Annotated in this window: 19 protein-coding genes; 8 read left to right on the top strand and 11 right to left on the bottom strand. The window is 43.3% G+C overall.

Going from position 1 to position 24,381, the window contains the following annotated elements; genetic code table 11:
* Window positions 1-45 precede the first annotated feature (45 nt).
* Window positions 46-2,394 carry a hypothetical protein gene (locus tag CKO50_RS00505; protein ID WP_095726588.1) on the top strand — a complete coding sequence of 783 codons (2,349 nt, stop codon included), beginning with the start codon at window positions 46-48 and terminating at the stop codon, window positions 2,392-2,394.
* 579 nt (window positions 2,395-2,973) lie between these two features.
* Here the strand turns inward: CKO50_RS00505 and CKO50_RS00500 are convergent.
* Window positions 2,974-4,158 (bottom strand): MFS transporter, encoded by a 1,185-nt coding sequence (locus CKO50_RS00500; protein ID WP_095726587.1) that lies wholly within the window; start codon window positions 4,156-4,158, stop codon window positions 2,974-2,976.
* A 115-nt stretch (window positions 4,159-4,273) separates the two neighbouring features.
* On the opposite strand from CKO50_RS00500, the gene CKO50_RS00495 reads away from it, so the two are divergent.
* The 4 genes from CKO50_RS00495 (at window position 4,274) to CKO50_RS00480 (ending at window position 9,534) form a co-directional block, all read left to right on the top strand.
* Complete coding sequence (locus CKO50_RS00495) at window positions 4,274-5,161, top strand: LysR substrate-binding domain-containing protein (RefSeq protein WP_095726586.1); 888 nt, start codon at window positions 4,274-4,276, stop codon at window positions 5,159-5,161.
* A 101-nt stretch (window positions 5,162-5,262) separates the two neighbouring features.
* The gene (locus CKO50_RS00490) at window positions 5,263-6,384 is read left to right on the top strand and encodes an alkene reductase (RefSeq protein ID WP_095726585.1); all 1,122 of its coding nucleotides are present in this window, start codon (window positions 5,263-5,265) and stop codon (window positions 6,382-6,384) included.
* 213 nt (window positions 6,385-6,597) lie between these two features.
* Window positions 6,598-8,493 (top strand): S9 family peptidase, encoded by a 1,896-nt coding sequence (locus CKO50_RS00485; RefSeq protein ID WP_095726584.1) that lies wholly within the window; start codon window positions 6,598-6,600, stop codon window positions 8,491-8,493.
* 96 nt (window positions 8,494-8,589) lie between these two features.
* Window positions 8,590-9,534 carry a hypothetical protein gene (locus CKO50_RS00480; protein WP_095726583.1) on the top strand — a complete coding sequence of 315 codons (945 nt, stop codon included), beginning with the start codon at window positions 8,590-8,592 and terminating at the stop codon, window positions 9,532-9,534.
* A gap of 61 nt (window positions 9,535-9,595) precedes the next feature.
* On the opposite strand, the gene CKO50_RS00475 is transcribed toward CKO50_RS00480, so the two are convergent.
* Together CKO50_RS00475 and CKO50_RS00470 are read right to left on the bottom strand one after the other, a co-directional pair.
* A complete protein-coding gene (locus CKO50_RS00475; RefSeq protein WP_095726582.1) occupies window positions 9,596-11,302 on the bottom strand; it encodes an alkaline phosphatase in 1,707 nt (568 codons plus the stop codon).
* A gap of 106 nt (window positions 11,303-11,408) precedes the next feature.
* Window positions 11,409-12,332, bottom strand: a complete 924-nt coding sequence (locus CKO50_RS00470; RefSeq protein WP_095726581.1) for a sensor domain-containing diguanylate cyclase — start codon at window positions 12,330-12,332, stop codon at window positions 11,409-11,411.
* 202 nt (window positions 12,333-12,534) lie between these two features.
* Here CKO50_RS00470 and CKO50_RS00465 point away from each other — a divergent pair, with 202 nt between their 5' ends.
* The 3 genes from CKO50_RS00465 (at window position 12,535) to CKO50_RS00455 (ending at window position 17,394) form a co-directional block, all read left to right on the top strand.
* A complete protein-coding gene (locus CKO50_RS00465) occupies window positions 12,535-13,710 on the top strand; it encodes an efflux RND transporter periplasmic adaptor subunit (RefSeq protein WP_095726580.1) in 1,176 nt (391 codons plus the stop codon).
* Window positions 13,711-13,712: 2 nt separating this feature from the next.
* On the top strand, window positions 13,713-16,886 hold the full coding sequence (locus CKO50_RS00460; protein WP_095726579.1) for an efflux RND transporter permease subunit: 3,174 nt from the start codon (window positions 13,713-13,715) through the stop codon (window positions 16,884-16,886).
* A 139-nt stretch (window positions 16,887-17,025) separates the two neighbouring features.
* Window positions 17,026-17,394 (top strand): MliC family protein, encoded by a 369-nt coding sequence (locus tag CKO50_RS00455; protein ID WP_095726578.1) that lies wholly within the window; start codon window positions 17,026-17,028, stop codon window positions 17,392-17,394.
* Between the two features lie 54 nt (window positions 17,395-17,448).
* On the opposite strand, the gene CKO50_RS00450 is transcribed toward CKO50_RS00455, so the two are convergent.
* The 8 genes from CKO50_RS00450 to CKO50_RS00415 all read right to left on the bottom strand — a co-directional run bounded on the left by CKO50_RS00450 (window position 17,449) and on the right by CKO50_RS00415 (window position 24,368).
* Window positions 17,449-17,877, bottom strand: coding sequence for a hypothetical protein (locus CKO50_RS00450; RefSeq protein WP_095726577.1), 429 nt, complete (start codon window positions 17,875-17,877; stop codon window positions 17,449-17,451).
* 101 nt (window positions 17,878-17,978) lie between these two features.
* Complete coding sequence (secF, locus tag CKO50_RS00445; RefSeq protein WP_095726576.1) at window positions 17,979-18,890, bottom strand: protein translocase subunit SecF; 912 nt, start codon at window positions 18,888-18,890, stop codon at window positions 17,979-17,981.
* Between the two features lies 1 nt (window position 18,891).
* Complete coding sequence (secD, locus tag CKO50_RS00440) at window positions 18,892-20,724, bottom strand: protein translocase subunit SecD (protein ID WP_095726575.1); 1,833 nt, start codon at window positions 20,722-20,724, stop codon at window positions 18,892-18,894.
* 118 nt (window positions 20,725-20,842) lie between these two features.
* The gene (locus tag CKO50_RS00435; protein ID WP_095726574.1) at window positions 20,843-21,319 is read right to left on the bottom strand and encodes a hypothetical protein; all 477 of its coding nucleotides are present in this window, start codon (window positions 21,317-21,319) and stop codon (window positions 20,843-20,845) included.
* 145 nt (window positions 21,320-21,464) lie between these two features.
* Window positions 21,465-21,740, bottom strand: a complete 276-nt coding sequence (locus CKO50_RS00430; protein WP_095726573.1) for an HU family DNA-binding protein — start codon at window positions 21,738-21,740, stop codon at window positions 21,465-21,467.
* A gap of 154 nt (window positions 21,741-21,894) precedes the next feature.
* Entirely contained in the window at window positions 21,895-22,419 is a 525-nt protein-coding gene (locus CKO50_RS00425; RefSeq protein ID WP_095726572.1) for a DUF2878 domain-containing protein, read from the bottom strand.
* The gene (locus CKO50_RS00420) at window positions 22,391-23,653 is read right to left on the bottom strand and encodes a cyclopropane-fatty-acyl-phospholipid synthase family protein (protein ID WP_095726571.1); all 1,263 of its coding nucleotides are present in this window, start codon (window positions 23,651-23,653) and stop codon (window positions 22,391-22,393) included. Before CKO50_RS00420 ends, CKO50_RS00425 begins: the two co-directional genes overlap by 29 nt.
* Window position 23,654: 1 nt before the next feature.
* A complete protein-coding gene (locus tag CKO50_RS00415; RefSeq protein WP_255228741.1) occupies window positions 23,655-24,368 on the bottom strand; it encodes a DUF1365 domain-containing protein in 714 nt (237 codons plus the stop codon).
* Window positions 24,369-24,381: the final 13 nt, after the last annotated feature.

Genomic DNA, 24,381 nt, shown 5'->3' with positions numbered 1-24,381 from the left:
GAGCGTTCAATAGCTTCGTGTTTTATGTTGCAACAAGGAGTTACTATGAAACCAACTTTACTCAGCCTATTGATTGGCTGCACTTTTTCGAGCCAAGCTGCGACTTGGAACGACCTATATAATCTTGAGCTAAGTCAAAACCTACCGAGCGTTACGACTTCAAATCAACAACAGATAGACACACAAAATTATTTGGTCTCGGCCTTACATGTCAATTTGAATGACGTGCTTACCAGTGCAAGATCTCATAATACTATCGTCATTGCTGCTGACACGGTAGAAATCGACCGAAACATGATTTTCGATGCGCCAAACAAACGAATTTTTATCGTCGCACGTAAAATAATGGGTAAGGGTACGGTGAGTATCAATGTAGACACCCAAAATGCGCAAGCATCAACATTGGTATTTATGGCCGATAAAGTTGAGGCTAATATCAATATAATCACAGCTCATTCGCCAAGCGATGGTGAAATTGAACGCTTTAGTATTGCTCCAGACTCGTTTGGTACGCTATATCAAGTTATACAAGGCAATAAGTTCGCAACGCCTATTTCGCCAGCGTTAACGTCACTTATCTCTGTGCATAAAGCGTACTTTTTAGATGCATTTGAAAAGTCATTCGATATGGCGGCGGCCATTTATGATCAAAATCCAGCGTTAAGTATTGAGATGTTGAGCTGGCCTGAAGCTATTTTAAACGCAGCTCATGATGTTAGAGAATCTTCCGTTCAAGCAAATAATTTTTACTTGCAGCTTGCTAACTTTAAACAGTTTTTGTCGTACGCAACACTTAACAAAAACTATGTGCCTAGCCTATCCCGCGACTTTTATGAGTTAACGATGAAAGCATATATTGAAGCGATGGAAGCATATCAGGATAGCTACGATAATTTTCAGCACCAAGGCCGAAGTTTAGAAAACAAGCGCCAAGATCTCACTTTGATGCAGGATAACCTATTCGACGTTGCATCAGCTGAGCAACGAATTATCTCTCGCTCTGTAGAGCAACTGACGAGCTTGGTAAAGACACTTGATGAACAAAAAGCAGCATTCAGCGGACAAGAAAATAATGTCTTCTATTCTGGGGTCGAGTTTCAACAAGGAATTTTGGACTACAAACTAGATAAAATCACTGAAATTGGGCTTAAAGTACTTGAAACCGTAATTAGTGCGGGCACTGCATTTGCGGGTGCTGCGGGGGGAGATACCAGTGGCTTGAAAGACTTGGTTGCGAGCTTGCCCGCCACAATCCAAGAGATCAATGAGTTAAAAACCAAAATTGATGATATCGCGTCATTAATGGATAAAGTACAAAAGGTTAGCGGCCAGTTAAACGTATTATCGCAAAAAACTGCGGATCCGTTTTCTAGTAGTGAGCTTGCACAAGAGTTCAATCGCCTTAACTCACTCATTCCAACCAAAGAAGAGGCAAATCGAATTTGGGACGAATTTTTAATAACTGCTAAGGCACAAATGAAAAAGGCCATAGATGAAGACATTGATGGTGCAAGCGACTATCTTGTTGCTATCGAAAAGTTGATTAATCATGGTAAGGCAATTGTGGCGGTGGAAATTGATATTGCTCAGGAGCAGTCTAGACAGATAGATTTGCGGATCACCGCTGATGCAAAACTCAAGCAGATCAACCGTATAGATGCATTTTTACAAAACAATCAAAACAGTCTAGATGAAATTCAGGAAATGGAGGAGCAGCTATTTCGGACTCTGAATAATCTAAAACGTCCGATATTTGTAGCATTAACAAACTATCAGGCGGCATTTAGCTACTGGTCACTTGATGACACCATAGTGACACCAAGCCTTAATCAAAGTTATCAAGAATACCGCCGCGACTTAGCCTTGCTACGTGAGCAAGAGGCCGCGTCATTATTACGCTTTAACCCTCGACCTCAAGACTTTATGCTCACCATAGAAGAGTTGAATGCGCAGCAACAATTGCAGGATTTTGCGCAAGATGGTGAGATGAGTTTCACGCTGTCGTTAGAAGACATTGATTTTTCCCAATTTGATCGAGTTAGATTAGACGAGGTCAATGTTGTACTAGAAGGTTCGGGATTGAATGAGAACCAGCGCTACGATATCGAGGTAAGGTCAAGCGGTTCATATCAAGATAGGTTTAAAGGGCAACCCTATCAATTTAGTGCCGAATCGTTATACCGATTGGTGAGTTACGAGTTGTTAGATAGTGAAACGACACGCATAGATCCAATCACCAGTGGTGCAATAGCAAACGATTATGCGATTAATTACTTTAAACCAACTCCGTTTACCACTTGGTCAATTAAGCTGAAAAATCCACAGCTTTATGATTTAACTAAAGTGACGAATATCAAAGTGTCGTTTAAAGGAAATGCGATCCCCAAACAATAGTGCGCAGTTTAGTCTAGTAGGAGCCACTTCACGTGGCGATCTTTTAACAAAAGCTCGCAGGATTAACCTGCACCTACTTTGGTAAGACTTGAATATTCGCTAAATTAGATTACCTTTCGTAGGAGCCACTTCACGTGGCGATCTTTTAACAAAAGCTCGCAGGATTAACCTGCACCTACTTTGGTAAGACTTGAATATTCGCTAAATTAGATTACCTGTTCNGGAGCCACTTCACGTGGCGATCTTTAACAAAAGCTCGCAGGATTAACCTGCTCCTACTTTAGTGAGACCTGGAGATTTGCTAAATAAGATTGCCTTTTTNGGAGCCACTTCACGTGGCGATCTTTAACAAAAGCTCGCAGGATTAACCTGCTCCTACTTTAGTGAGACCTGAAGATTTGCTAAATAAGATTGCCTTTTTGTAGGAGCCACTTCACGTGGCGATCTTTAACAAAAGCTCGTAGGATTAACCTGCTCCTACTTTGGTGAAACTTGAATATTTGCTAAATCAGATCGCCTTTCGTAGGAGCCACTTCACGTGGCGATCTCTAAATAAAAGTCTCCATGATAAGCTACCACCTACTCTACAACTTGAGCCTTCAATAAAGACCTGTTATCTAGATAGCCACTAAACCGGGTTGCTAATAAGGCTACAGCGCTGATAAGTGCCCCTACCCAAGCGGTGTCCTGCAGCGACATATTTTCAACGATTTGGCCACCTAAAACAGAGCCGAGCGCAATTCCAACGTTGAAGGCGGCGATATTCAACCCTGATGCGACATCCACCGCTTTTGGACTAAACTTTTCGGCTAGCTGTACAACATAGACCTGAAGACCAGGTACATTTCCAAAAGCAAATGCTCCCCAAACTAGTACTGTGATCACCACGCCGATTTTCGACTGCATGGTAAATGTCAATACAGCTAAAATGACCGAGAGTAACGCGAAGATGATGGTCAGAGCGCTTATTGGCCCCTTTTTATCTGCTAATTTGCCGCCATAGATATTGCCAATGGCAACGGATACACCATAAACCAGCATAATAATACTGATTGTAGCGGCGTTAAAACCAGCTTCCTGTTGTAAAATTGGCGCAAGATAGGTGAATGCCGTAAAGGTACCGCCGTAGCCGAGTATGGTCATAACATAAACGAGCAATAATCTGGGTTGCAATAATACCTTTGCCTGCTCAGATAGACTGGCAGATGCGCTTTGCTTTAGCTCCTTTGGAATTGATAATGCACTTCCCAATAGAGCGATAACACCTAAAGCAGAAACTACTAGAAAAGTGGCTCGCCAGTCAAACTGTTGGCCAATCCAAGTACCCAAGGGGACACCTGTTACGAGCGCAACGGTCAGTCCCGTGAACATAATGGCGATAGCACTTGCCTCTTTGTCTTTTGAGACCAAGCTAGTTGCAATCGTAGAGCCAATCGAGAAGAATACACCATGAGCTAGTCCTGTCATGATCCTCGCCAAAATGAGGCTTTCATAACTTGGTGCTTGCCACGCAAGCAAATTGCCAAAAACAAAGAGTGCCATCAAGCTAAGTAATACAGACTTCCTATTCCATCGCCCTGTCAGTGCGGTTAAAACGGGCGCACCAACAGCAACGCCAATGGCATATAAACTCACCAGCAACCCTGCACTTGGCAGTGAAACTGATAAATCTGAAGCGATGGTAGGTACTAAACCAACAATGACAAATTCGGTGGTACCAATGGCAAATGCGCTTAATGTCAGCGCCAGTAATGCAAGTGGCATAAATAAACCCTTCTGAGGTGATAAGCAATAAGTTGATGTAGTGTGAAAGCTTTTTTATTTGCAAAAAACAGTAAAAATGACAAAATACTTTTGTAGAAAATGAAAAGGAACGCATATGCCCGTTAGCTCAAAAACCGAAGATCTAGACGCTTTTATCTGTGTTGTCGATACTGGCAGTTTTTCCGCTGCAGCAAATCTGATGGACGAACAAGTCGCAAAGGTCTCAAGAGCAGTAACTCGACTGGAAAAGTCCCTGCGTGTAACCCTATTCAATCGAACGACTCGACGGATAGAGTTAACCGAAGAAGGCGAGCTATTTTTACGCTATGCGCGGCAGGCACTTAATACCATTGAGCAAGGTGAAGAGGCGTTAAAGCTGTTACGATTTTCACCGGCAGGTAAATTAAGAGTTGATGCTGCAAGTCCTTTCGTTTTTCACCAGCTTACGCCTATATTAAAAGGTTTTAATGAGGCCTTTCCCGATATTACTTTGGAAATAACAAGTCATGACAGCATCATCGATTTGCTGGAGCATAAAACCGATATCGCAATACGAATTGGTGACTTAGCTGACTCTAATCTTCATGCGCGTTTGTTAGGTCGCAGTAAACTTCATCTTGTAGCAAGCCCTGACTATTTAAGTAAATTTGTAGGTAATGAACCACTGATTGATCTTCCACATCATAACTTTATAGGTTTTACCGATGCCCCACATCTCAACGTTTGGCCTTTACAAAATCCGCAACAACTCAAGTTTTCCATTAACGCATCCAGTGGTGAAACCGTGAGGCAATTATGTATTGCAGGCCATGGCATTGCACTGCTATCTAACTTTATGGTGAGGCAAGATATAAAAGCCGGAAGACTTGTTGAAGTTTTTACCGAGCAAATTATTTCGCCAAATCGCAGAGAAGCAGTACAAGCCGTGTATTATCAAAATAGTGGTGTATCCTCTCGGATTTCGGCATTTCTAGACTACATTGCGCCTAGGCTCACGCTATAGTTTTTCATTTTTTACAAATATATTTTGTATTTATTGCGGTTAATGAAAATATTTTAAATCGTTAAACTTCTCATTGTTAAAGTAAACGTTGAGGAGGCCAAATGGCTGATTTATTTGAGTCGATTAACTTAGCAGGTAAAACACTGAGCAATCGTATAGTGATGCCGCCTATGACCCGCTCGCGGGCAAGTCAACCTGGGGATACCCCTAACAGTTTGATGGCAACCTATTACGCACAACGTGCAACGGCTGGTTTAATTATTAGTGAAGGGACACAAATATCGCAACTCGGTAAGGGGTATGCTTGGACACCGGGGATCTATTCAGACGCCCAAGTTGCTGACTGGAAACGAGTCACAAAAAAAGTGCATGATACAGGCGGTGTTATGTTTGCGCAGCTTTGGCATGTTGGACGAGTATCGCACCAAAGCAATACAGGTGGGCTTCAGCCGATTTCAGCTTCAGCAATTCAAGCTCAGGGTGTAAAAGTTTTCATCGATGAAAATGACTCCCCTGATTTTATTCAAGCACAAACACCTAGAGCAATGACCCAAGCAGATATCAATAATGTTATTAACGAGTATCGACACGCAGCACGCAACGCGATGCAAGCAGGATTTGATGGAATTGAACTACATGCAGCGAACGGTTATTTGATTAATCAATTTTTAGACTCTTGCTCAAATCAAAGAACAGATAGCTATGGTGGCTCTGTTGATAACCGCATTCGCTTTTTGCGTGAGGTCGTGACGGCGGTGAGTGAAGAAATTGGCAGTGACAAAGTGGGTGTTAGACTTGCGCCGCTTACTACCTTAAATGGTACAGTAGATGAAAACCCTGAGCAGACATACCTCGCAGCAATTAAACAGCTAAATGCGCTCAACGTGTGCTATGTACACATCGCAGAAGCGGATTGGGAAGACGCGCCAGATATGCCTCTGAAATTTAAATACGCAATTAGAGAGGCATTTAATGGCGTGTTAATTTATGCCGGAAAGTATACGAAAGCGCGCGCCCAACAAGCTCTTAGTGAAGGTTGGGTTGATATGATTGGATTTGGTCGTCCTTTTGTCTCTAATCCTGATTTACCCTACAGACTGGCAAATGACTTGTACTTGAATGAACACCAGCCTGAGACATTATTTGGTGGAGGTGAACAAGGTTATACTGATTATCAAACCCATGCCTCAAATCCAATTAACGTAAAATCGACTAAAAGTTAGCTTTTGATCTGCGTACGAATTATTTAGTGCGTACGCAGTGCCAACAATGGCCATTTTAAGATGAGAACAAGGTAGCTAATTTCTGAGCTTGTTTTTCCTAAATTGCCGTTAATGATAGGTTGTTTGAATGTATATGGATTGGAGTTTGGTCTAAAAATAGGGAATAATGTCGCCAAATTAAAGACACATAAAAAGCTCTACTTCTATCAGAAAATGAAAAATATAATTCTATTTGCCACTGCACTACTCTACACCATCTCTGTTAAAGCCCAGTTACCCGTAGAGAGTTATGCACAACTACCTAATATGAGTAAAGTTTCACTTTCACCCAGTGGTAAGACTGTTGCGTATTTACAAAATTATGAAGGTGAGTTGGTTTTAACGACTTACGACCTTAAAGCCCAGAAAAAAAGATATATCCTAAAAACGGATAACAAAACCATTGCGTTAAGTTGGTATGACTGGGCAACAGACGAATTGTTAATTCTCGGTGCTGATTACACTGAGGTACAAAGAGGTGTTAAGTATACCTCATCACGTTTGTTCAAATATGACTTAGCCGATCAATCAGCAAAGTTAGTGCAAATAAACCAGCCTTATCGTAACCAAGTTTTAGCGCAGTTTCAGGATGGCGTGATCGGTTTACTACCAGATCAACCTAACAAAGTCTTGGTACAGAGCGATTTTGATATCGTAAATAAACCAAGTGTTTATCTTTTGGATATAAAGAGAGACCGTCGCCAAATAGTTGTTCGGGGCCGGAGTAAAATCTCCAGTTGGATAGCCGATCAGCAAGGTAATGTAAGAATAGGTTATGGGCTTGAAGGGATCACAGCCTATTACATGCTCTATGATAACGAGACGAAGGATCTAACCGATTTCTACACCTTTCAGGCCCGTGGCCCGGAAGCTATCCATATTCTTGGATTTGATAAAGACCCAAATATCATTTACCTCACTGCACTTCATAATGGTAAAAATGCGCTGTTTAAAGCAGACATTACTAAGCGCCCGCTTTTACCCCAGCTTATTTTCTCCGATCCAGACTATGATTTTGATGGCAGTATCATTTATTCACACGACGGCAGAGCCATAGGCTTCAGCCATTCCAACCTTGATAACTCGAGAGTCTATTGGGACGAAGACCGCAAACTCCTTCAACGCTCACTTAAAGCAGCATTACCAAGCTACGACACCGTTGTAATAAGTATGAGCGCGGATAATAAAAAATACATAGCGTACTGCGATTCTGGCCAAGACTCTGGTACGTACCTGATTGGTGACAGAGAAATCAGCTCTTTAGCAGGGTTAGGACGTTTATATCCTGATATTACTGGTGATAATTATTTGGGCAAACAAAGGGTGTCGTTTAAAGCGCGTGACGGCCTTGAAATTGAGGGTTACTTAACCCTACCTAAAGCATTCGATGCGGCTGCTCCCACAATCATCCTTCCACACGGTGGACCATACTCGCGTGACTACGCAGGTTTTGATTACTGGTCTGAACTATTGGCAAGCCGAGGCTTTGTGGTTTTCCAACCTAACTTTAGAGGCTCTTTTGGTTATGGCTTTGACTTCTTTAATGAAGCAAATCAAGGTTGGGGAGGCAAGATGCAAGATGACTTACAAGATGCGGCAAATTGGTTGGTTGCAGGAAAGTATGCGCTTAAAAATAAAATTTGTATCGGTGGTGCAAGTTACGGCGGCTATGCGGCACTAATGGCTGTGGTAAAGCATCCTGAAACGTTTCAATGTGCAGCAAGTTTTGCCGGCGTTACAGATTTAGAATCGATAGTCACTCGTGCGCGCTTTTTCACAAACAAAGCGCTTGTCCGCGATCAATTTGGACAAGATATTGATAAACTTGAAGCACAATCTCCTGTTAACTACGCTAAGCAAATTAACCGTCCTGTGTTACTTATTCATGGTGATGACGATAAAGTGGTGCCTGTGAGTCATAGTCGTGACATGGCAGACGAACTTGAGGATCATGATAAGAAGTTCAAATATATAGAGCTCGAGGATGGCAACCATTATCTGAGTTATCAAGCACATAGAGTGAAGGTGCTCACTGAGTTTTTAGCTTTTTTCGAAAAACATCTTAAGTAGCAAAGCGCCGCAATTAGCGGCGTTTTTTATTGAGAGCGCGACTTCTTCTGTCACAGAGTTGATGTATGATAGGGGCTAACATAAAGGAGAATTATTGTGCAGCTCGTTAAATTATTCGCCATGGCGTTGATGCCTATGCTCAGTGTATATCAGGCCTCGGCGACGTCCTTTTTAGTCTTTGGTGATATGCCCTATACGGAGATAGACAGAGGCATGTTGATGCCCAATGGTGCTCTGCATGAAAAGGTAAACGATATACAGCATGATTTTATGGTACACGTAGGGGATATGAAATCAGGTGCTGAGCCCTGTACTGACCAACTGCTTAAAGATAATTATGCTCTGATCTCAAGTGTGAGTAGTCAACCATTTATATTCACGCCTGGAGATAATGATTGGACAGACTGTGACCGCGAAACTCTGAACCCTAGGTTTGATGAGTTAGAAAGATTGGATTTCATCCGTAAACACTTTGCGGTGCAAATACCTGACCTTCCAAAGTTTAAACGTCAGCAAACAGTACCTGAAAATCAATCTTGGATAGTGGATGATGTGCAGTTTTTAACTTTGCATGTGCCTGGTACCAACAATGGTCGCAGACAAATCTTATTATCTGACAAAAAAGCAGTGCATGAAGAGTCCCATCGCCGTGATGTAGAGAATATTAAGTGGTTGGATAGCTTGCTAACACCAAGCCATAAAGCCGCGGTGATATTTCTACAAGCTGACCTGTATCAAAAAGAGAAGCACTCAGGACGTTGTGATAAAAACTCAAAAGCTAAATGTGATGGTTATCAGTTATATCGAGAGACACTTGCAGAATATGCGGCTCAACTCAGTTATCCGTTGCTGTTGATACATGGAGACACGGGAGAGTTTTGCTTTTCTGAACGGTCAAAGAATTTATGGCGTCTTAATGCCCCTGGAGACTTTCAATATTTAGATATTGCAAAGGTTAAAGTTAAAGGGGATAAAAAGAAGCCGTTCAAGGTTACAGCACTTCTTTCGCAAGGTAAAATAGCTAAATGCAAGGGGCTGTAAAGCCCCTTTACACACTTTTTACGCAGCTGTAATGAAGCGTAGCGCGAATAGCTAGCCGTACCTACAGTATAAGCTCGCGCTGTTTATTGTGGCTTTCAAACTGCTCTTGCTTGACTGTATTGACAAAATGCCACTCACTTTCCACCTTCTCTTTTGTGAAATTAAGCGTTAAATAACCACGCTGATGAATATTGGCATATTCAAGGTCATCGACTAGTAATTGTAATGCCTCAGCGAATTGTAGCGCCTGCTCATCGCCTAATTGCAAGTAATGCTCAAGCCCCGGAGAGCTGACAGAGGCTGTCGCATATTCTTGACCACAAATGGTTCCGCTTGCATCGCAGAGCTTACCGGACCATGCGTTGTGGGTATCTCCAGCAACGACTACTAAATTTTTATTGGCCGCTTTTGCTGTTTGTAAAATTACTTCACGTTCAATTGGGTAACCGTCCCATGCATCCAAATTATAAGGTGCGGTAAACGTGACTCGCGCTTTTTCTTGTTCAGATAACGTTGAGTCACCAGCAAGCAGTCTCCCCTTTATTTGAGCAAGCTCTGTTAATTGCGTCGACATCTGTGCGGAAGGGTTTGCAAGAGACATAAGTAGCTCGGCTGGGATCATCATTTTGGTCATCAATACTTGTTGCCCCAATACTTGCCATTTCGCTGCAGATGTCTTTAAGTTATCTGTGAGCCAAGTCAATTGATTTAAGCCCAATAGCTGTTGCGAAGGCGTGGTGAGATCCGCCTGAAATCCGACAAAATCCACTTGTCCTGTTGTAGGGTCAATGTAATCTTGATAGTTGAGTGCTTTAGCGCGGCTCTCGTGACGAGTATCTAGCATATAGAGTGATAACAAGTCGCCAAATTCAAATTTACGATAGAGGCTCTCAAGTTGATCCTTAACCATCGGACGCACAGGCATCCATTCATAGTAGGCTTGCAGCGCGGCAAGCTTTCGGGCAGTGTACTCCCCTTCTCCTTCGTTATGGTTCTCGGCGCCATCCATGTATGAATCATTACATACTTCATGGTCGTCCCATACCGCGATAAATGGCGTACTGGCGTGGAGAGCTTGTAGGCCAAGGTCCGTACGATATTTTGCATAGCGACGACGATAATCATTCAATGAAATAATCTCGCTCGCATTATCTGCATCCAGCCCGCGCCCCATGGCGTCGGCATTTTCAGTGGCATACCCACCCATACCATATTCGTATATGTAATCACCTAAATGTAACACCGCGTCTAAATCGCTGCGTTTTGCAGCCTCTGCGTAAACATGAAAGTAACCTGCCGGATAATTTGCACATGACATGACGGCAAGTTTTACCTGAGTTACATCGTTAACGGGCAAGGTTTTGCATTTACCTATAGGGGAATGCGTTTCCTTAGTGACGAAGCGATAAAAGTAGCGGCTATTTGCAGCAAGGCCATTAAGATCTACTTTAACGGTGTAATCGTTTTTTGCCAATGCGCCCAGCTGGTGGCTTTGTAGTAAAATGCCAAAATCTTCAGATTCTGATACTTGTAGAGTGACATCCACACGGTTAGGTGTACCTTCAGGAGTGACTCGCGTCCACAATATAACGCTGTCAGCTAAAGGATCGCCACTTGCGACACCATGGTTAAATGCGACAGCAAAATCGTTGCTCGCAACCGCTTTACTATTACTACTACCGCAACCAATTAACGAAACGCTAATTGTTGCCACGCCAACGCCCATAAATGCACTTTTAATAAAATCTCGACGGGTAATACTTGCCATTATTATTGTTCCTTAACTGCAAAATGCGCCATATTGGGCGCACTTATCTACTACTTGAAGGAACTAGCTTAGTTAAGCATTATTACAATTTAACGATTGGTCTTAATTAGTGCGGGTTTGGAACAACTCGATTTCTGCCACTGCTTTTGGCTTCTAGTAACATCGTATCTGCACGACGAATAATGCTCTCAACGCCAGACTCACCCTCGCCAAACTCAGCAACCCCAAATGAGCTGGTAATATCAACCTCTTCGCCTACCGCAATTTGAAATGGTGCCTGCTCTATTACATTGCGCGCCCGCTCGGCGACTAAGATTGCCCCCTCTAAGCCGGTATTAGGGAGTACCAGGGCAAATTCCTCTCCACCTAGCCGCGCTATTAAATCCGTGTCTCGTAACATTTCAGAGAGTAACGAGCTGACGTGAACCAGCACGATGTCCCCCGCTTCATGGCCAAATTGCTCGTTAATTGTACGGAAATTATCAAGATCGGTCAGTATCACACTAAATGGTGTTTTGTAACGTTCATATAACCTAATTTGACTGTCAATTTTATCGCTTAACTGCCTACGACTGGCTACGCCCGTTAATGGGTCAGTTTTGGTAATAAAATCAAGCTCTTTACGTAAGTGATCGAGTTCGCTATGCATTGCTTTTGTTGTGGTAATGTTGTCTCCGTAGATAACAAAGGCATCATCTTGCAGCGAAAAACATCGTAATCTGAAGAACTCACCGCTTAAGGTATCAATTTCAATTTCTGGATAGTCTAATTCACAGCCGTTGCTTAAGCCTAAAAACCATTCCGTGAGTTCATCCCCGTCGATTCTGTCATCAAACGTATCGTCTGTTTGTGGGTCGAAGATATTACTCAATGTGCGTCCTGTTATGTGGGACGAGGGTTGTCCAATTAGCTTCGCCATTGCTTTATTGCAAAATTCAAGAACCGACTTGTTGCTAACAATAGCAACTGCATCGTCACTTTTATTGAGCACGTCACTCAGTAGGGATTGTAAATGGTTAGCGTTAGACATAATTAAATTCCGTTAGGCTTTTTGTTATTTTAAATCAATCGGGAAGAATTATCTTAGATCTCGCGCAAATCACACAAAAAGACATTTTGATTTCGTTATCTACATCAATTGATTCTAATTTAGCACCAATCATATTCCATTTAACTTATGTTTAATGCAACAAATGAAACGTATAGTTACCTCCATACACAAAGGAGGAACTATGTTAAAACCAACGCAACTCGCAACGATTATTTCTGCTTTGCTACTGCTAAGTGCATGTGGCGAAGCTGAGCAGGCAAGCAGTCAAACTCCGCCTCTTCAACCAATTGATGTAGCAGCAACACCGCAAATTAGCATTGCTGATTGGCACACCTATACAACACGCCTTTCTTCTCCAAACGAAGTCGCACTTCGCGCTCGGGTCACGGGAGTGATCGGCTCGGTAAACTTCAAAGAAGGAGATACGGTGCACCAAGGCGATGTGTTATTTGAGCTGGACGATAGAACTTTCTTGGCTGAGGTTGCCAGTCTTGCCGCACAAGTGAAACGTGCCGAAGCGGCCCTTTCGCAAGCAAAAAGTGAGTCAGCGCGTGCGCTTCGATTAAGCAAGCAAAAAGCGATTTCAACCGAAGAAGTCGATGCCCGTGTTTCGCTTACCGCGCAGCGTGAAGCTGAACTAGATGCGCTTCGCGCTTCATTTAAAGCAGCTCAACTAAACTTAGAGTTTAGCAAGATCACAGCACCAATCAGCGGCAAAATTTCCTTTGCTGAGGTCACTCAAGGTAATACCATTAGAGCAAACGACACCTTGCTTACTACGATAGTCGCAACCGATAAGATGTATGCGTATTTTGATATCGACGAGCGAACTTGGAATAGCCAGTTTGCATCAGTGACGGAAGGTGAGCCGCTTCCTGTGAAATTACAGCTATTGGGCCGTGAGTCACAGCCAGTCATGGGTGAGCTAGACTTTATTGACAACGCCATTGATGACCACTCCGGAACCCTAAAAGTACGCGCTTCTTTTGCTAACCATAGTGGACAATTACGACCTGGCTCGTTTGCGCGAGTGAGTCTTTCATCCGGTGAGCAAAACGATCGAGTATTAATTCCAGACCGCGCAGTGGGTACGGATCTTAAAAATCGCTTTGTTCTTGTCGTCAACGACGCGAATACACTTGAATATCGTCTGATCACACTCGGTAATCGCTATGGCGAATTTCGTGCTGTTGAGTCGGGTTTAGCCGCAGGAGAGCGCATCGCGGTGAATGGTCCAGCGCGTGTAGGCCCAGGCATGCCGATAAGCCCAAATTCCGTGACGCTTACCTTGCCAGATAACATTGCCACAGAAGTGGTTGCGATGACGCCAAGCGATTCTTCACAAGGATTAAACTAATAATGAAATTTTCCCATTTTTTCATTAAGCGCCCTATTTTTGCGGCGATGATGTCGCTTGTGATATTAATCGCAGGGGCCATTTCCCTTTTCCAGCTTCCCGTGAGTGAGTATCCAGAGGTGGTACCGCCGACGGTTGTGGTATCTGCAACCTATCCCGGTGCAAACCCAAAAGTCATTGCTGAAACGGTCGCAACGCCGCTTGAGCAAGAAATTAATGGTGTTGAGAACATGCTGTATATGTTTTCTCAAGCAACCAGTGATGGTCGCTTAACGCTTACCGTGACTTTTGCACTTGGTACTGACCTGGACCGTGCCCAAGTGCAAGTACAAAACCGTGTAAATAGCGCTATTCCAAGATTACCGCAAGAAGTACAACGTTTAGGGGTTGTGGCTGAGAAGGCGTCACCAGATCTTACTATGGTGGTGCACTTGGTATCGCCAAGTGGCTCGCATGATACAAGCTACCTCTCTAATTATGCCGATATTTATGTCAAAGATCAGATAGCGCGCTTGCCGGGAGTTGGTGATGTAAAGCTATTCGGCGGCGGTAAATACGCGCTGCGGATATGGCTAAACCCCGAGCAATTGGCTGAAAGAAACTTAACCGCAAGCGATGTGGTCCGAGCAATCCAACAACAAAACCGCCAAGTAGCAGCTGGCTCTTTGGGTGCTCAACCCACAACGAATGAAAATCAATTCCAAATTCTGTTAAACGTTAAAGGCCGTTTGGCAGATACCAGTGAATTTGACAATATTATTGTTAGCGTATCGGGCGATGGTGCGATTACTAGACTCAAAGATATTGGTCGTGTTGAGCTTGGACAAGATAACTACGCGTTAAGAGCTTTGCTAGATGGAAACGAAGCGGTGGCAATGCCGATTTTCCAGCGTCCTGGTTCTAATGCGATAGAGCTGTCGGATCAGGTGCGTGAAACCATGAAAGAGTTATCGACACGTTTTCCTGAAGGGGTTGAGTACGATATCGTTTACGATCCGACAATTTTTGTTCGTGGCTCAATCGATGCGGTAATTTCGACATTATTAGAAGCCATCGTACTTGTTGTATTGGTTGTTATCTTATTCTTGCAAACATGGCGCGCTTCGATTATTCCGCTGGTGGCAGTGCCTGTATCATTAGTTGGTACCTTTGCGGCAATGCAGTGGCTTGGTGTTTCTATCAATACTTTGTCGTTGTTTGGTTTGGTACTAGCAATTGGTATCGTAGTCGATGATGCCATCGTCGTGGTTGAAAACGTTGAGCGTAATATTGAAAACGGCCTAGCGCCCTTTGAAGCAACTAAACAAGCGATGTCTGAGGTGACAGGCCCTATTATAGCGATTGCATTGGTGCTTTGTGCAGTGTTTATTCCAACTGCATTTATTACCGGGTTGTCAGGCCAGTTTTACAAACAGTTTGCCCTCACGATCACGATTTCGACGCTGATCTCAGCATTTAACTCATTAACATTATCACCAGCGCTCGCTGCACTACTGTTAAAGCCGCACGGTGCTAAACCAGACAAACTCACAATGGTGTTAGATAAATTGTTTGGTCAGTGGCTATTCAAACCGTTTAATCGCTTTTTTGATAAGGCAGCTCACGGCTATGTTGGACTGGTAAAAAAACTTATTAGACTGAGCACCATTGTGTTGGTGGTTTATTTAGGGTTAATTTTTGCTACTACTAAGTTGTTTAGCACCATCCCAGGTGGCTTTATTCCACAACAGGACAAACAGTATCTTGTTGCGATTGCCCAACTGCCAGACGCTGCGAGTTTGGATAGAACAGAAGCCGTTGTACGTGAGATGGAACAAATTGCATTACAAACTCCAGGCGTTTTACATTCCGTGTCTTTCCCTGGGCTTTCAGTAAATGGTTTTACAAACAGCCCAAATAGCGGGATTGTATTTGTTGCCCTAGACAAATTTGAAAATCGCACATCGCCTGAGTTATATGCGTCTTCAATCGCTGCGCAGCTTAATCAGAAGTTTGCCATCATAGATGAAGCGTTTGTCGCGGTTTTCCCACCGCCACCAATACAAGGGTTAGGCACCACAGGTGGATTTAAACTGCAAATTGAAGATAGAGCAAACCTTGGCTTTGAGAAGCTATTCTCTGACTTACAAGCTGTGATCGCAAAAGCGCAGCAACAACCGGAGCTAATGGGACTGTACTCAAGCTTTAGGATCCAAGTACCACAAATGGACATTGATATCGACCGTGAGCAAGCAATGGTACAAGGCGTACCGCTCGAGGAAGTGTTTAATGCATTACAGATCTATTTAGGTTCAATGTATGTCAATGACTTTAACTTATTTGGTCGCACTTATCAGGTCACCGCTCAGGCTGACGCGAACTTTCGGGCAGATCCAGCGCAAATTTTGTCTTACAAAGTCAGAAACAACTATGGTCAAATGGTGCCACTTGGCGCGGTACTCAAAGTCACGCCGACAACGGGACCTGATCGTGTTATGCACTATAACGGGTATCCTACTGCCGAGTTAAATGGCAGCCCTGCGCCCGGCTATTCTTCGGATCAAGCGCAAATGGCAATTGAAGCGGTGCTAAACGAAACGCTTAGCGAAGGCATGGCATTTGAGTGGACTGAAGTCACCTATCAGCAGATCCTCGCGGGTAACGTGATGGTGTATATCTTCCCACTGGTTGTACTCTTGGTATTTATGGTTTTGGCATCGCAATACGAAAGTCTAAAGCTACCATTTGCAATCATCCTCATTGTGCCAATGACCATACTTTCAGCATTGGTTGGGGTGTGGCTAACTGGGGGAGACAATAATATCTTTACCCAAATTGCACTTATCGTTTTGGTTGCTTTGGCGTGTAAGAATGCAATCCTAATGGTGGAATTTGCCAAAGAAGAGTACGAGCAAGGCAAGACTAATTTGGAGTCAATTATTGAGGCATGTAAACTACGTTTACGCCCTATTCTGATGACGTCGATTGCCTTCACCGCAGGAGTTGTACCTCTGGTACTTGCAACTGGTGCGGGTGCTGAAATGCGTGAAACGATGGGAATTGCAGTATTCTCTGGAATGATAGGGGTTACCTTGTTTGGTCTATTGTTTACGCCTATTTTCTTTATGGCGATGACTAAGCGATTATACACGCCAAAAATACGCGAAGCGCAGAGTACTATTCCAGTAAACGATTAATAACTTGTAATCATGTTTAAAGGTCCATTGGGCCTTTTTTATGTTGCTTTTTATTGCCCTGTAACCGCACCATTCACCTTAACTTCATCCGTTTACGCTACATTGTCAGATACCGTCTTTTTCTCGCCGGAGTCTGTTTATGAAATCTCAAATTGCCTTTGCTGTTTTAATTAGCGCTGTTCTCGGTGCGTGTGGCGAGGACGTCTCAAGTCGTAAGATTGAGCTTAGTGAAACACTTAGCCGCTATCAATGTGATAATGATTCGGTGATAAAGGTTGACTACAACGACAGTGATAAAGCAACGGTCCATTTTAACGAACAAGTGGTTAAGATGAAGATTGCTCGTTCAGCCAGCGGTGCAAAATATCAAGGTGATGGGTTTGTGTGGTGGACAAAAAATGACGAAGGTATGTTGCTTAGACAGGAAGAAGATAAAAACAACCGCATCATCGCACGTTGCGAAATGCGGCCCAATGAAGCCTTAACAGTGAAGGCGCAATCAAATTGATTATAAATGCTCGTCCCAATAGGCAACGTCACTTATATATAAAATTAGGATGCCTTATACCGACAACTTTTCAGGTGTAGCTAAAGTACTTTTTACAAACTCAATGGCAGCGCTTACATCAGCAAATAAAACTTGATCCAATGGCTCTGGCATACCTATTTCTTTGCGCATTTTTTCGATCTGGCTTTTTGCAATTGCCGACTTCAACACATACGCAGCACTAACACAGCCTAACTGCAAACAGCGCTTTGCAGTGTTTACCAGTAACTTGTAGGCTTCTGGTGTTGCAGCTATGGCCTTTTCGGAATAACTTACGTAACCCCATGTCGATGCGTGGATCTCAGTTCGGCATTGCTCTAATGCTCTAGAAAAATAATGGATCATAGACTCATTAATATTTCCTTCGAAACAGGCAAAGAGGATATTTTGCTCGGCCCAAAGGGTTACTTTCCCGCACCGAGTTTGATAACTATATTTTGACATTAATCCTTATCCGGCTCCTTTCGAAGTGCGGATTATACATCAGCACGACAAGGTTAAAAAAGAGCTATTGCTACTTTTTCAACCTAAATCAACTATAACGCTTATGGCTCAGCGAGTTGCTGTTTCGCTGCCTCAGATTCTTCCTTTAGGTAGTTATTAAATGACAAGCCTAAAAACTGCGGTAAAGTTGCGCTAATTGCCAAGGAAGACAAAGTACCAATGAGAATGCCACAACACAACGCCATGGCAAAACTATTAAGTCCTGCGCCGCCTAGCCACCATATCGCTAACACCGTTGTGAGCGTCGTTAATGAGGTGATCAGTGTGCGGCTCATTGAATCCTTTATCGCTTGGTCTATGGTATTGCCCACGGGACTGGTTTTCCACTGATCTTCGAACAAAAGCTCTCTAACTCTGTCACCAATTACAATCGAATCGTTGAGTGAGTAACCAATAATCGCCAGCAGCGCTGCCAACACCGTTAAGTCAAACTCTACTTGCGTTATTGCAAATAAACCAAGCGTCACAATCACATCATGAAAAAGCGCGATACTTGCGGAGACAGCTAAGCGCCACTCAAATCTAAACGCCAAGTAAATCAATACACTAAGTAATGCGAATATAGCTGCAAGGCCACCTTGTTCGATTAACTCATTACCCACCTGCGCACCAAGGTAACTGGCATCTAATACGCTTGCTTGCCATTGTGTTTCAAGTCCTTCTATCCACTGTTTGACGTGTGTTTCATCGGTGGACTGAGGGGTTTGGAAAACTCGCCAGCTACCATCGTTTTGTAGAGAGATTCGCGCATTTTGAACGCCAAGTTCAGCCAGCTTGTTTTGCATTTCTGTTTGGCTCGTTTGCTTGGGTAAGTCGATAACCGTAACGTAACCGCCGGTAAAGTCTTGGCCTAACACAATGCCTTTTTGGGTGATGGCTATGAGACTTGCAAGGACAAGTAACAATCCTGAAATTAGCCCGGCGAATCTTGCCTTTTGCGTTTTACTTGTCATTTTACTTTACGCCTTTACGTGATTTTGAATAAAGAGATTCTGATAACATACCGGAGACGACCACACCGGCGAAAATACTGGTTACTATGCCCAGCGCCAAGGTGATCGCGAACCCTTTTACTGGTCCATAACCGATACCAAGTAGAATAAGAGCAGTTATCATTGTGGTTAAGTTAGCATCGATAATACTCGACATGGCTTGTTGATAACCTTGCTTTAATGCAGTAACCATCCCGATGCCTTTACGCCTTAATTCGCGAACTCGCTCAAAAATAATCACATTGGTGTCGACAGCCATACCGATAGTCAAAACTAGGCCCGCAATGCCGGGTAAGGTAAGCACAACACCAGGAAGCAGAGACATTAATCCAATCAGGCAGACTAAGTTTACCAGTAATGAGGTAATGGCCACTGCGCCTAGCTTGCGATACCATACTGCCATAAACAGCAAAGTTAGGCTTAACCCTAACGCCAATGCTTTAAAGCCGCTTTCAATATTCTTTTCGCCCAATGAAGGACCAATGGTTTGCTCTTTCACAATAGTGATTGGTGCGTCAAGAGAACCCGCCCGCAACAATAATGCTAACTCCTGCGCGCGTTCCATTGACTGCATATTGGTAATACTGAATCGGGTATTTAATACTTGTTGAATAGTGGCTACTGAAATTACTTCCGTTTTGCGCTTAATCTCTCCTTTTGGATCCGCGTAATATTCGCTGAATACAGTAGCCATTGGCTTACCAACACTGTTTCTAGAAAATCGGTTTATCTTTTCACCACCTTGAGAAGATAAGAATAGTTGCACTAGAGGCTTTCCGTATTCGTCTCTTCCTGCTGTTGCGGACTCTATTTCATCCCCACCAAAAATGGCAACTGGGTCGACTGAAACCGGAGCACCAGATTTGTCTTTTAATTTTTGACCTCCCATTTCTTGTAATGCATGAAATGAAAGCTTTGCTGTTGCACCGATAATACGCTTGGCTTGTTCTGGGTCTTGCACGCCAGGTAGTTCAATTCGTATATAATTAGTGCCTTGACGTTGCGTAACCGCTTCTGTGATCCCGAGTTCCTCAATACGCGAACGTAAAGTAGACAGTGCTTGGGTCATTAACTGCTTATCGAACTCTGCTTTTTTTGCTTCGGCAAAGCGGAAATTCACTTTCGTTAAACTGCCTTGTTTATGAGTTATACTGGTAAATTGTGGATAGAGCTCGCGCAGTGTCGCGGTAAGCGCTGCGAGTTCATTTTGCCCTTGCGTTTTAGCAATGACCTCAACCTGCTCGCCACTGATAACTTGAGGAGTAGATAGGTTACGATAACGATTTTTGATCCGTAGGCTATTGGCTTCGTCTGCGAGTGACTGCAGTTTATTTTGCGCCGCTTGTTCTGTGTCAACCTTGAGTACGAACAACACACCGCCGTCCAAGTCGAGTCCAAGCTTGATAGGTTTGAGTCCAGTGCTTTCTAACCACTGTGGCATCGTTGAAGCACTAACAACCTTAACACTTAGCTTGGAGTTAGACTCTGCCATATAAGCACGTGCCTCGGCGGTTAGCGTGCGGTTTTCAAGTTCAACTAAATAGCCACCTTGATGAGACTCGATTTGCTTGACTTTGAATCCCTCTCCTTCTAGCTGAGATTTAAGTTCAGGCAACGACAGAGACACTACTTCGTTACTGCTTGCTTGAATTTGAATCAAATTCTTATTGGGATACAAATTTGGTAGTGCGCAAAGGATCAACAGGAACACAATAAGCGCAGTAAAAAAGCGTTTCGCACGCGCGCTGGTACCACGAGGGGTTGATGGCCTCGTTGGCGGATTTATATCTTTCATATTTTTCTCATTATCTATCTGAGCGATACCGATTTGCTAACGAATACTGGTCATACAGACGTTAGGGTACTGGTATCAAAAACTACTATTTGGGTGCTTTATTGGTAGTAGATAATGATTAAGAGGCGAAGTTGAGACTGCCTTTGAAGGTTAAGTTTGCCGGCTTACAGTTGTCGATAAAGCCATTGTTTGGCCGAGTATCACACATATACCAAGGTACAGGTCTAGGTCTATTGATGTCATAGACTGAGGCTGGTACATATTTTTCTGCTGCAAGCTCATATACAAGCGCATATTCGGCTTGTTGTTTAGGATGTAGAAAATAACTAGGGTGGCTAGTACGCTCACGTTCCGGCAATAAACCCTTTTCGTGATGCGTGGTTTCACCACTGAGCTTTATTGGAGTCGCAGGACTTGGCTTACTGGGTAACTGATTAGAGTCAGCGAGGCCTTTTTGGGTGATGTTTTCGAAGCTCGTACTGTGAGTATTAGCGGTATGGGATAAGTGCTTATCAGGCGTTCCTGTCGCGCACGCAGCAGCTACCCATAACAACATGAGTAATGACATAACGGCAAAAAGGTTAGAACGCTTCATGAAAACTGATTAAACAACTTATTAGATATAAATATGAGATTGGGGCGATAGTAGCAAATTCAAGATAGCGATACCAATTATAATGAATATGGCAGATATAAAAAAACCTCCACCTTGGGAGGTTTTTCTTGTCCAGCGAAGTGGATTAAAGATTTACTTGGTCTTTTAGGCCTTTACCTGCTTTGAACGAAGGAATGTTCGCCGCTGGGATTTGGATTTCAGCGCCAGTTTGTGGGTTACGACCAGTACGCGCTGCGCGCTCTTTTACTGAGAATGTGCCAAAACCAACTAAAGCAACAGAACCGCCATCTTTTAGTGTGTTAGTTACTGCGCCAGTAAACGCCTCTAAAGCGCGAGTTGCCGCTGCTTTTGAAATCTCTGCGTCTGCCGCCATCTTTTCAACTAGTTGAGCTTTATTCATTATTAGATTCCTATAACTTTATAATTTGCCTAAGCAAAACCTATGTTTATGCATTTTGCGCTGATGTGCAACCCCAAAATTGCGAAATTCGACGAAATATTTATTATTTTATTGCGTTTCGCCCCAGATCCTGTGGGTTTGTAATCAAACGCTATCAATTTGCTCGCAACTGCGCAAGCTTTGTACCCCATAAAATGCGATTAAAACTCACTATCAGGTAGAATCCCACGCTCCACAGCGCGCCGAATACAGGCCAAAAAACGTACCAAGGCATTGAAATAGAAACTACATTAAAGTTTGCTGCACCAAGATAGCTTGGTGGCGCACAGACTAAAAGTATCACTACTAATATTGGCGCTTTGAGAGTTAATAGTTTGGAAAGTGCATTATTTATTGTCAGTACCAATGCAATCCATAAAACCCAAAGCCAGATCGGAAACAACTCACTATCTTGGTAATTGATGAGCTGGGCTTTGACCGCAATCAATTCAATGCCCATTCCTATGGCGGGGCCCACAAGTGCAAGCACTAAGTTGAGACGCTTATTTTGGTGACCCGCGAACATGACGAGACAGCCTAGCAACATGAACCAAAGCGCGTCTGCTTGAAAAAATAATGCCGCAAACCAAATACTTTGGAAAAGTAGCGCGTTAGTAATCCAATGTTTGAGTACAGACATTTGACTGGTATCTTGGTTTTCTTGCGACTATATGTATGGCACTGGTTGCTCTTTGTTTAAATGCCCCTTCACAGTAGCATAAATAAAATTGCCAAAGGCGATAAAAGCGCTCATCGAAACGTTTACCGTCAAGTGAAGGCCAAGCTTTTTCAAACCGAACACGCCAATCGTATAGTGTTCTGGCATAGTGCAGGCCGATATCATGGAGTTCGTGGACAACCATATCGGTGGAATTTACAATTTGCTTGCTCATTTCGCTCACGGAAGGAAGACAACCACCAGGGAAGATGTACTGCTGAATAAAGTCTGATTGCTTTAGGTAATGCTGATAACGCTGACAGGCGATGGTAATGGCCTGAATCAGCATCGCGCCTGTCGGCTTTAACAAGTCGTTGCATTTGGCAAAAAAGCCCGATAAATATGCGTGTCCAACCGCTTCAATCATTTCAATAGACACCAGTTTGTCGTATTGGCCGTCCAATTCGCGATAATCTTTTTTTAGTAGTGTGATGTGCTGCTGTAACCCTTCTTTTTCAATCAGTGTTTTTGCGTAGGCATGCTGCTCTTCTGAAATAGTTGTCGTGGTTATATGGCAGCCGTGGTTTTTTGCAGCGTAAACCGCAAATGCGCCCCACCCGGTGCCAATCTCAACAACTTTGTCAGTTGCCTGAAGATCCAAGCGCTCACAGATTGCGGCTAATTTATGTTGCTGCGCTTCTTCAAGCGATGCCTCCTTTGAAGGATACACAGCACTAGAGTACAGCATTTCTTCACTTAAAAATGATTCATACAGGTCATTACCAAGGTCGTAGTGGGCGACAATGTTACGTTTTGAGCCTTGTTTTGAGTTTTTGTTTTTAAGATGCTTTATCTTATTTGCAATGCCAGAGAAAAATGCAAACTTATGTTCAAAGGCATCCAGTTGAGCTTGGTTTAGGACGAAGATCTCAATCAGTTTGGTTAAATCCGAACAACTCCAGTGACCAAGAATGTATGATTCACCTGCTCCGACACTGCCGCCAAGTGCAAATAGCTTATACATTTGCGCTGAATGAACTTGAATATCAACGCTTAGGCTTGTTTCTGACTCACCAAAACAGTATTTTTGGTTGCCTTCGACAAGTACCACTTTTCCGATTTCTAAGGTATTCAACGCGCCAAAGACAAGCTTTTTGTACAATCTATCGAATGTAGAAAGCGAAATTGATGAGGATATTGTCGTGGTATTTTCCATCTTATACTCTTCCGGGATGCCCAACAAAAGGCACTCTTTTTAAAAATAACTTCAACGCTTGCCAGTAAATGCCTTTAGCTATGCTCCATGTCATTGCAGGAAACCGCTTAAGCAATTGATTAATATTTGCTTCATTGAGCTCCTGCTTTTTGAGCGTCATCGTGGCATCAAACAGCAATTCGTCACCTTTTCTATTTTCAATATGGATCAGCGTACTACTACCGGGTGGCTTGACTTTCCAATGGTAGTGCATATCCAAATTCATAAAAGGTGATACGTGAAATTGCTTTTTAAAGTTCACTTCTTTATTTAATTCAACTAAATAAAAATGACGCTCATTCCAGGGTGTGTTACTTACCTCTGCGAGCATATGGCTAAAACCAGAGCCCTTCTCGTTTTCAAAAAAGTAGAAATTAACCGGACTGAAGTAAAAGCCTAAACAGCGTATTTGCGCCATTAAATATACTTTTGTTTGTGAAGAAACAGGTTTTCCTAGTGCATTTGACTTAGCACGTGCGCGCTCAACTAAGCTTTCGCCTTCTGTGAGGATATAGTCAGCTTGATTGAATTTAAGCAGTTTTAAGCCGGATGTACCAAACTTTGACGAAATACTATTGAGTGCGTCGAGCTCACTTAAATCTAGCCACATCATATACATGGGGTAAGAAAATGCATGCTTGGCATGAGCGAATCGCCGATGCCGAACTTTTCCCACCAGTATTGCACTG

It is taken from the genome of Pseudoalteromonas sp. HM-SA03 (genome assembly GCF_002289345.1).
GTDB lineage: Bacteria > Pseudomonadota > Gammaproteobacteria > Enterobacterales > Alteromonadaceae > Pseudoalteromonas.
Note: the sequence above shows the minus strand (reverse complement) of the source record. Positions and strands in the feature narration are given on the sequence as shown.

Bases quoted from the DNA above. Each gene is read 5' to 3' on its own strand.
- CKO50_RS00505 (WP_095726588.1), top strand. From the start codon at position 46: ATGAAACCAACTTTACTCAGCCTATTGATTGGCTGCACTTTTTCGAGC.
- CKO50_RS00500 (WP_095726587.1), bottom strand. From the start codon at position 4,158: ATGCCACTTGCATTACTGGCGCTGACATTAAGCGCATTTGCCATTGGT.
- CKO50_RS00495 (WP_095726586.1), top strand. From the start codon at position 4,274: ATGCCCGTTAGCTCAAAAACCGAAGATCTAGACGCTTTTATCTGTGTT.
- CKO50_RS00490 (WP_095726585.1), top strand. From the start codon at position 5,263: ATGGCTGATTTATTTGAGTCGATTAACTTAGCAGGTAAAACACTGAGC.
- CKO50_RS00485 (WP_095726584.1), top strand. From the start codon at position 6,598: ATGAAAAATATAATTCTATTTGCCACTGCACTACTCTACACCATCTCT.
- CKO50_RS00475 (WP_095726582.1), bottom strand. From the start codon at position 11,302: ATGGCAAGTATTACCCGTCGAGATTTTATTAAAAGTGCATTTATGGGC.
- CKO50_RS00470 (WP_095726581.1), bottom strand. From the start codon at position 12,332: ATGTCTAACGCTAACCATTTACAATCCCTACTGAGTGACGTGCTCAAT.
- CKO50_RS00465 (WP_095726580.1), top strand. From the start codon at position 12,535: ATGTTAAAACCAACGCAACTCGCAACGATTATTTCTGCTTTGCTACTG.
- CKO50_RS00460 (WP_095726579.1), top strand. From the start codon at position 13,713: ATGAAATTTTCCCATTTTTTCATTAAGCGCCCTATTTTTGCGGCGATG.
- CKO50_RS00455 (WP_095726578.1), top strand. From the start codon at position 17,026: ATGAAATCTCAAATTGCCTTTGCTGTTTTAATTAGCGCTGTTCTCGGT.
- CKO50_RS00450 (WP_095726577.1), bottom strand. From the start codon at position 17,877: ATGTCAAAATATAGTTATCAAACTCGGTGCGGGAAAGTAACCCTTTGG.
- secF (WP_095726576.1), bottom strand. From the start codon at position 18,890: ATGACAAGTAAAACGCAAAAGGCAAGATTCGCCGGGCTAATTTCAGGA.
- secD (WP_095726575.1), bottom strand. From the start codon at position 20,724: ATGAAAGATATAAATCCGCCAACGAGGCCATCAACCCCTCGTGGTACC.
- CKO50_RS00435 (WP_095726574.1), bottom strand. From the start codon at position 21,319: ATGAAGCGTTCTAACCTTTTTGCCGTTATGTCATTACTCATGTTGTTA.
- CKO50_RS00430 (WP_095726573.1), bottom strand. From the start codon at position 21,740: ATGAATAAAGCTCAACTAGTTGAAAAGATGGCGGCAGACGCAGAGATT.
- CKO50_RS00425 (WP_095726572.1), bottom strand. From the start codon at position 22,419: ATGTCTGTACTCAAACATTGGATTACTAACGCGCTACTTTTCCAAAGT.
- CKO50_RS00420 (WP_095726571.1), bottom strand. From the start codon at position 23,653: ATGGAAAATACCACGACAATATCCTCATCAATTTCGCTTTCTACATTC.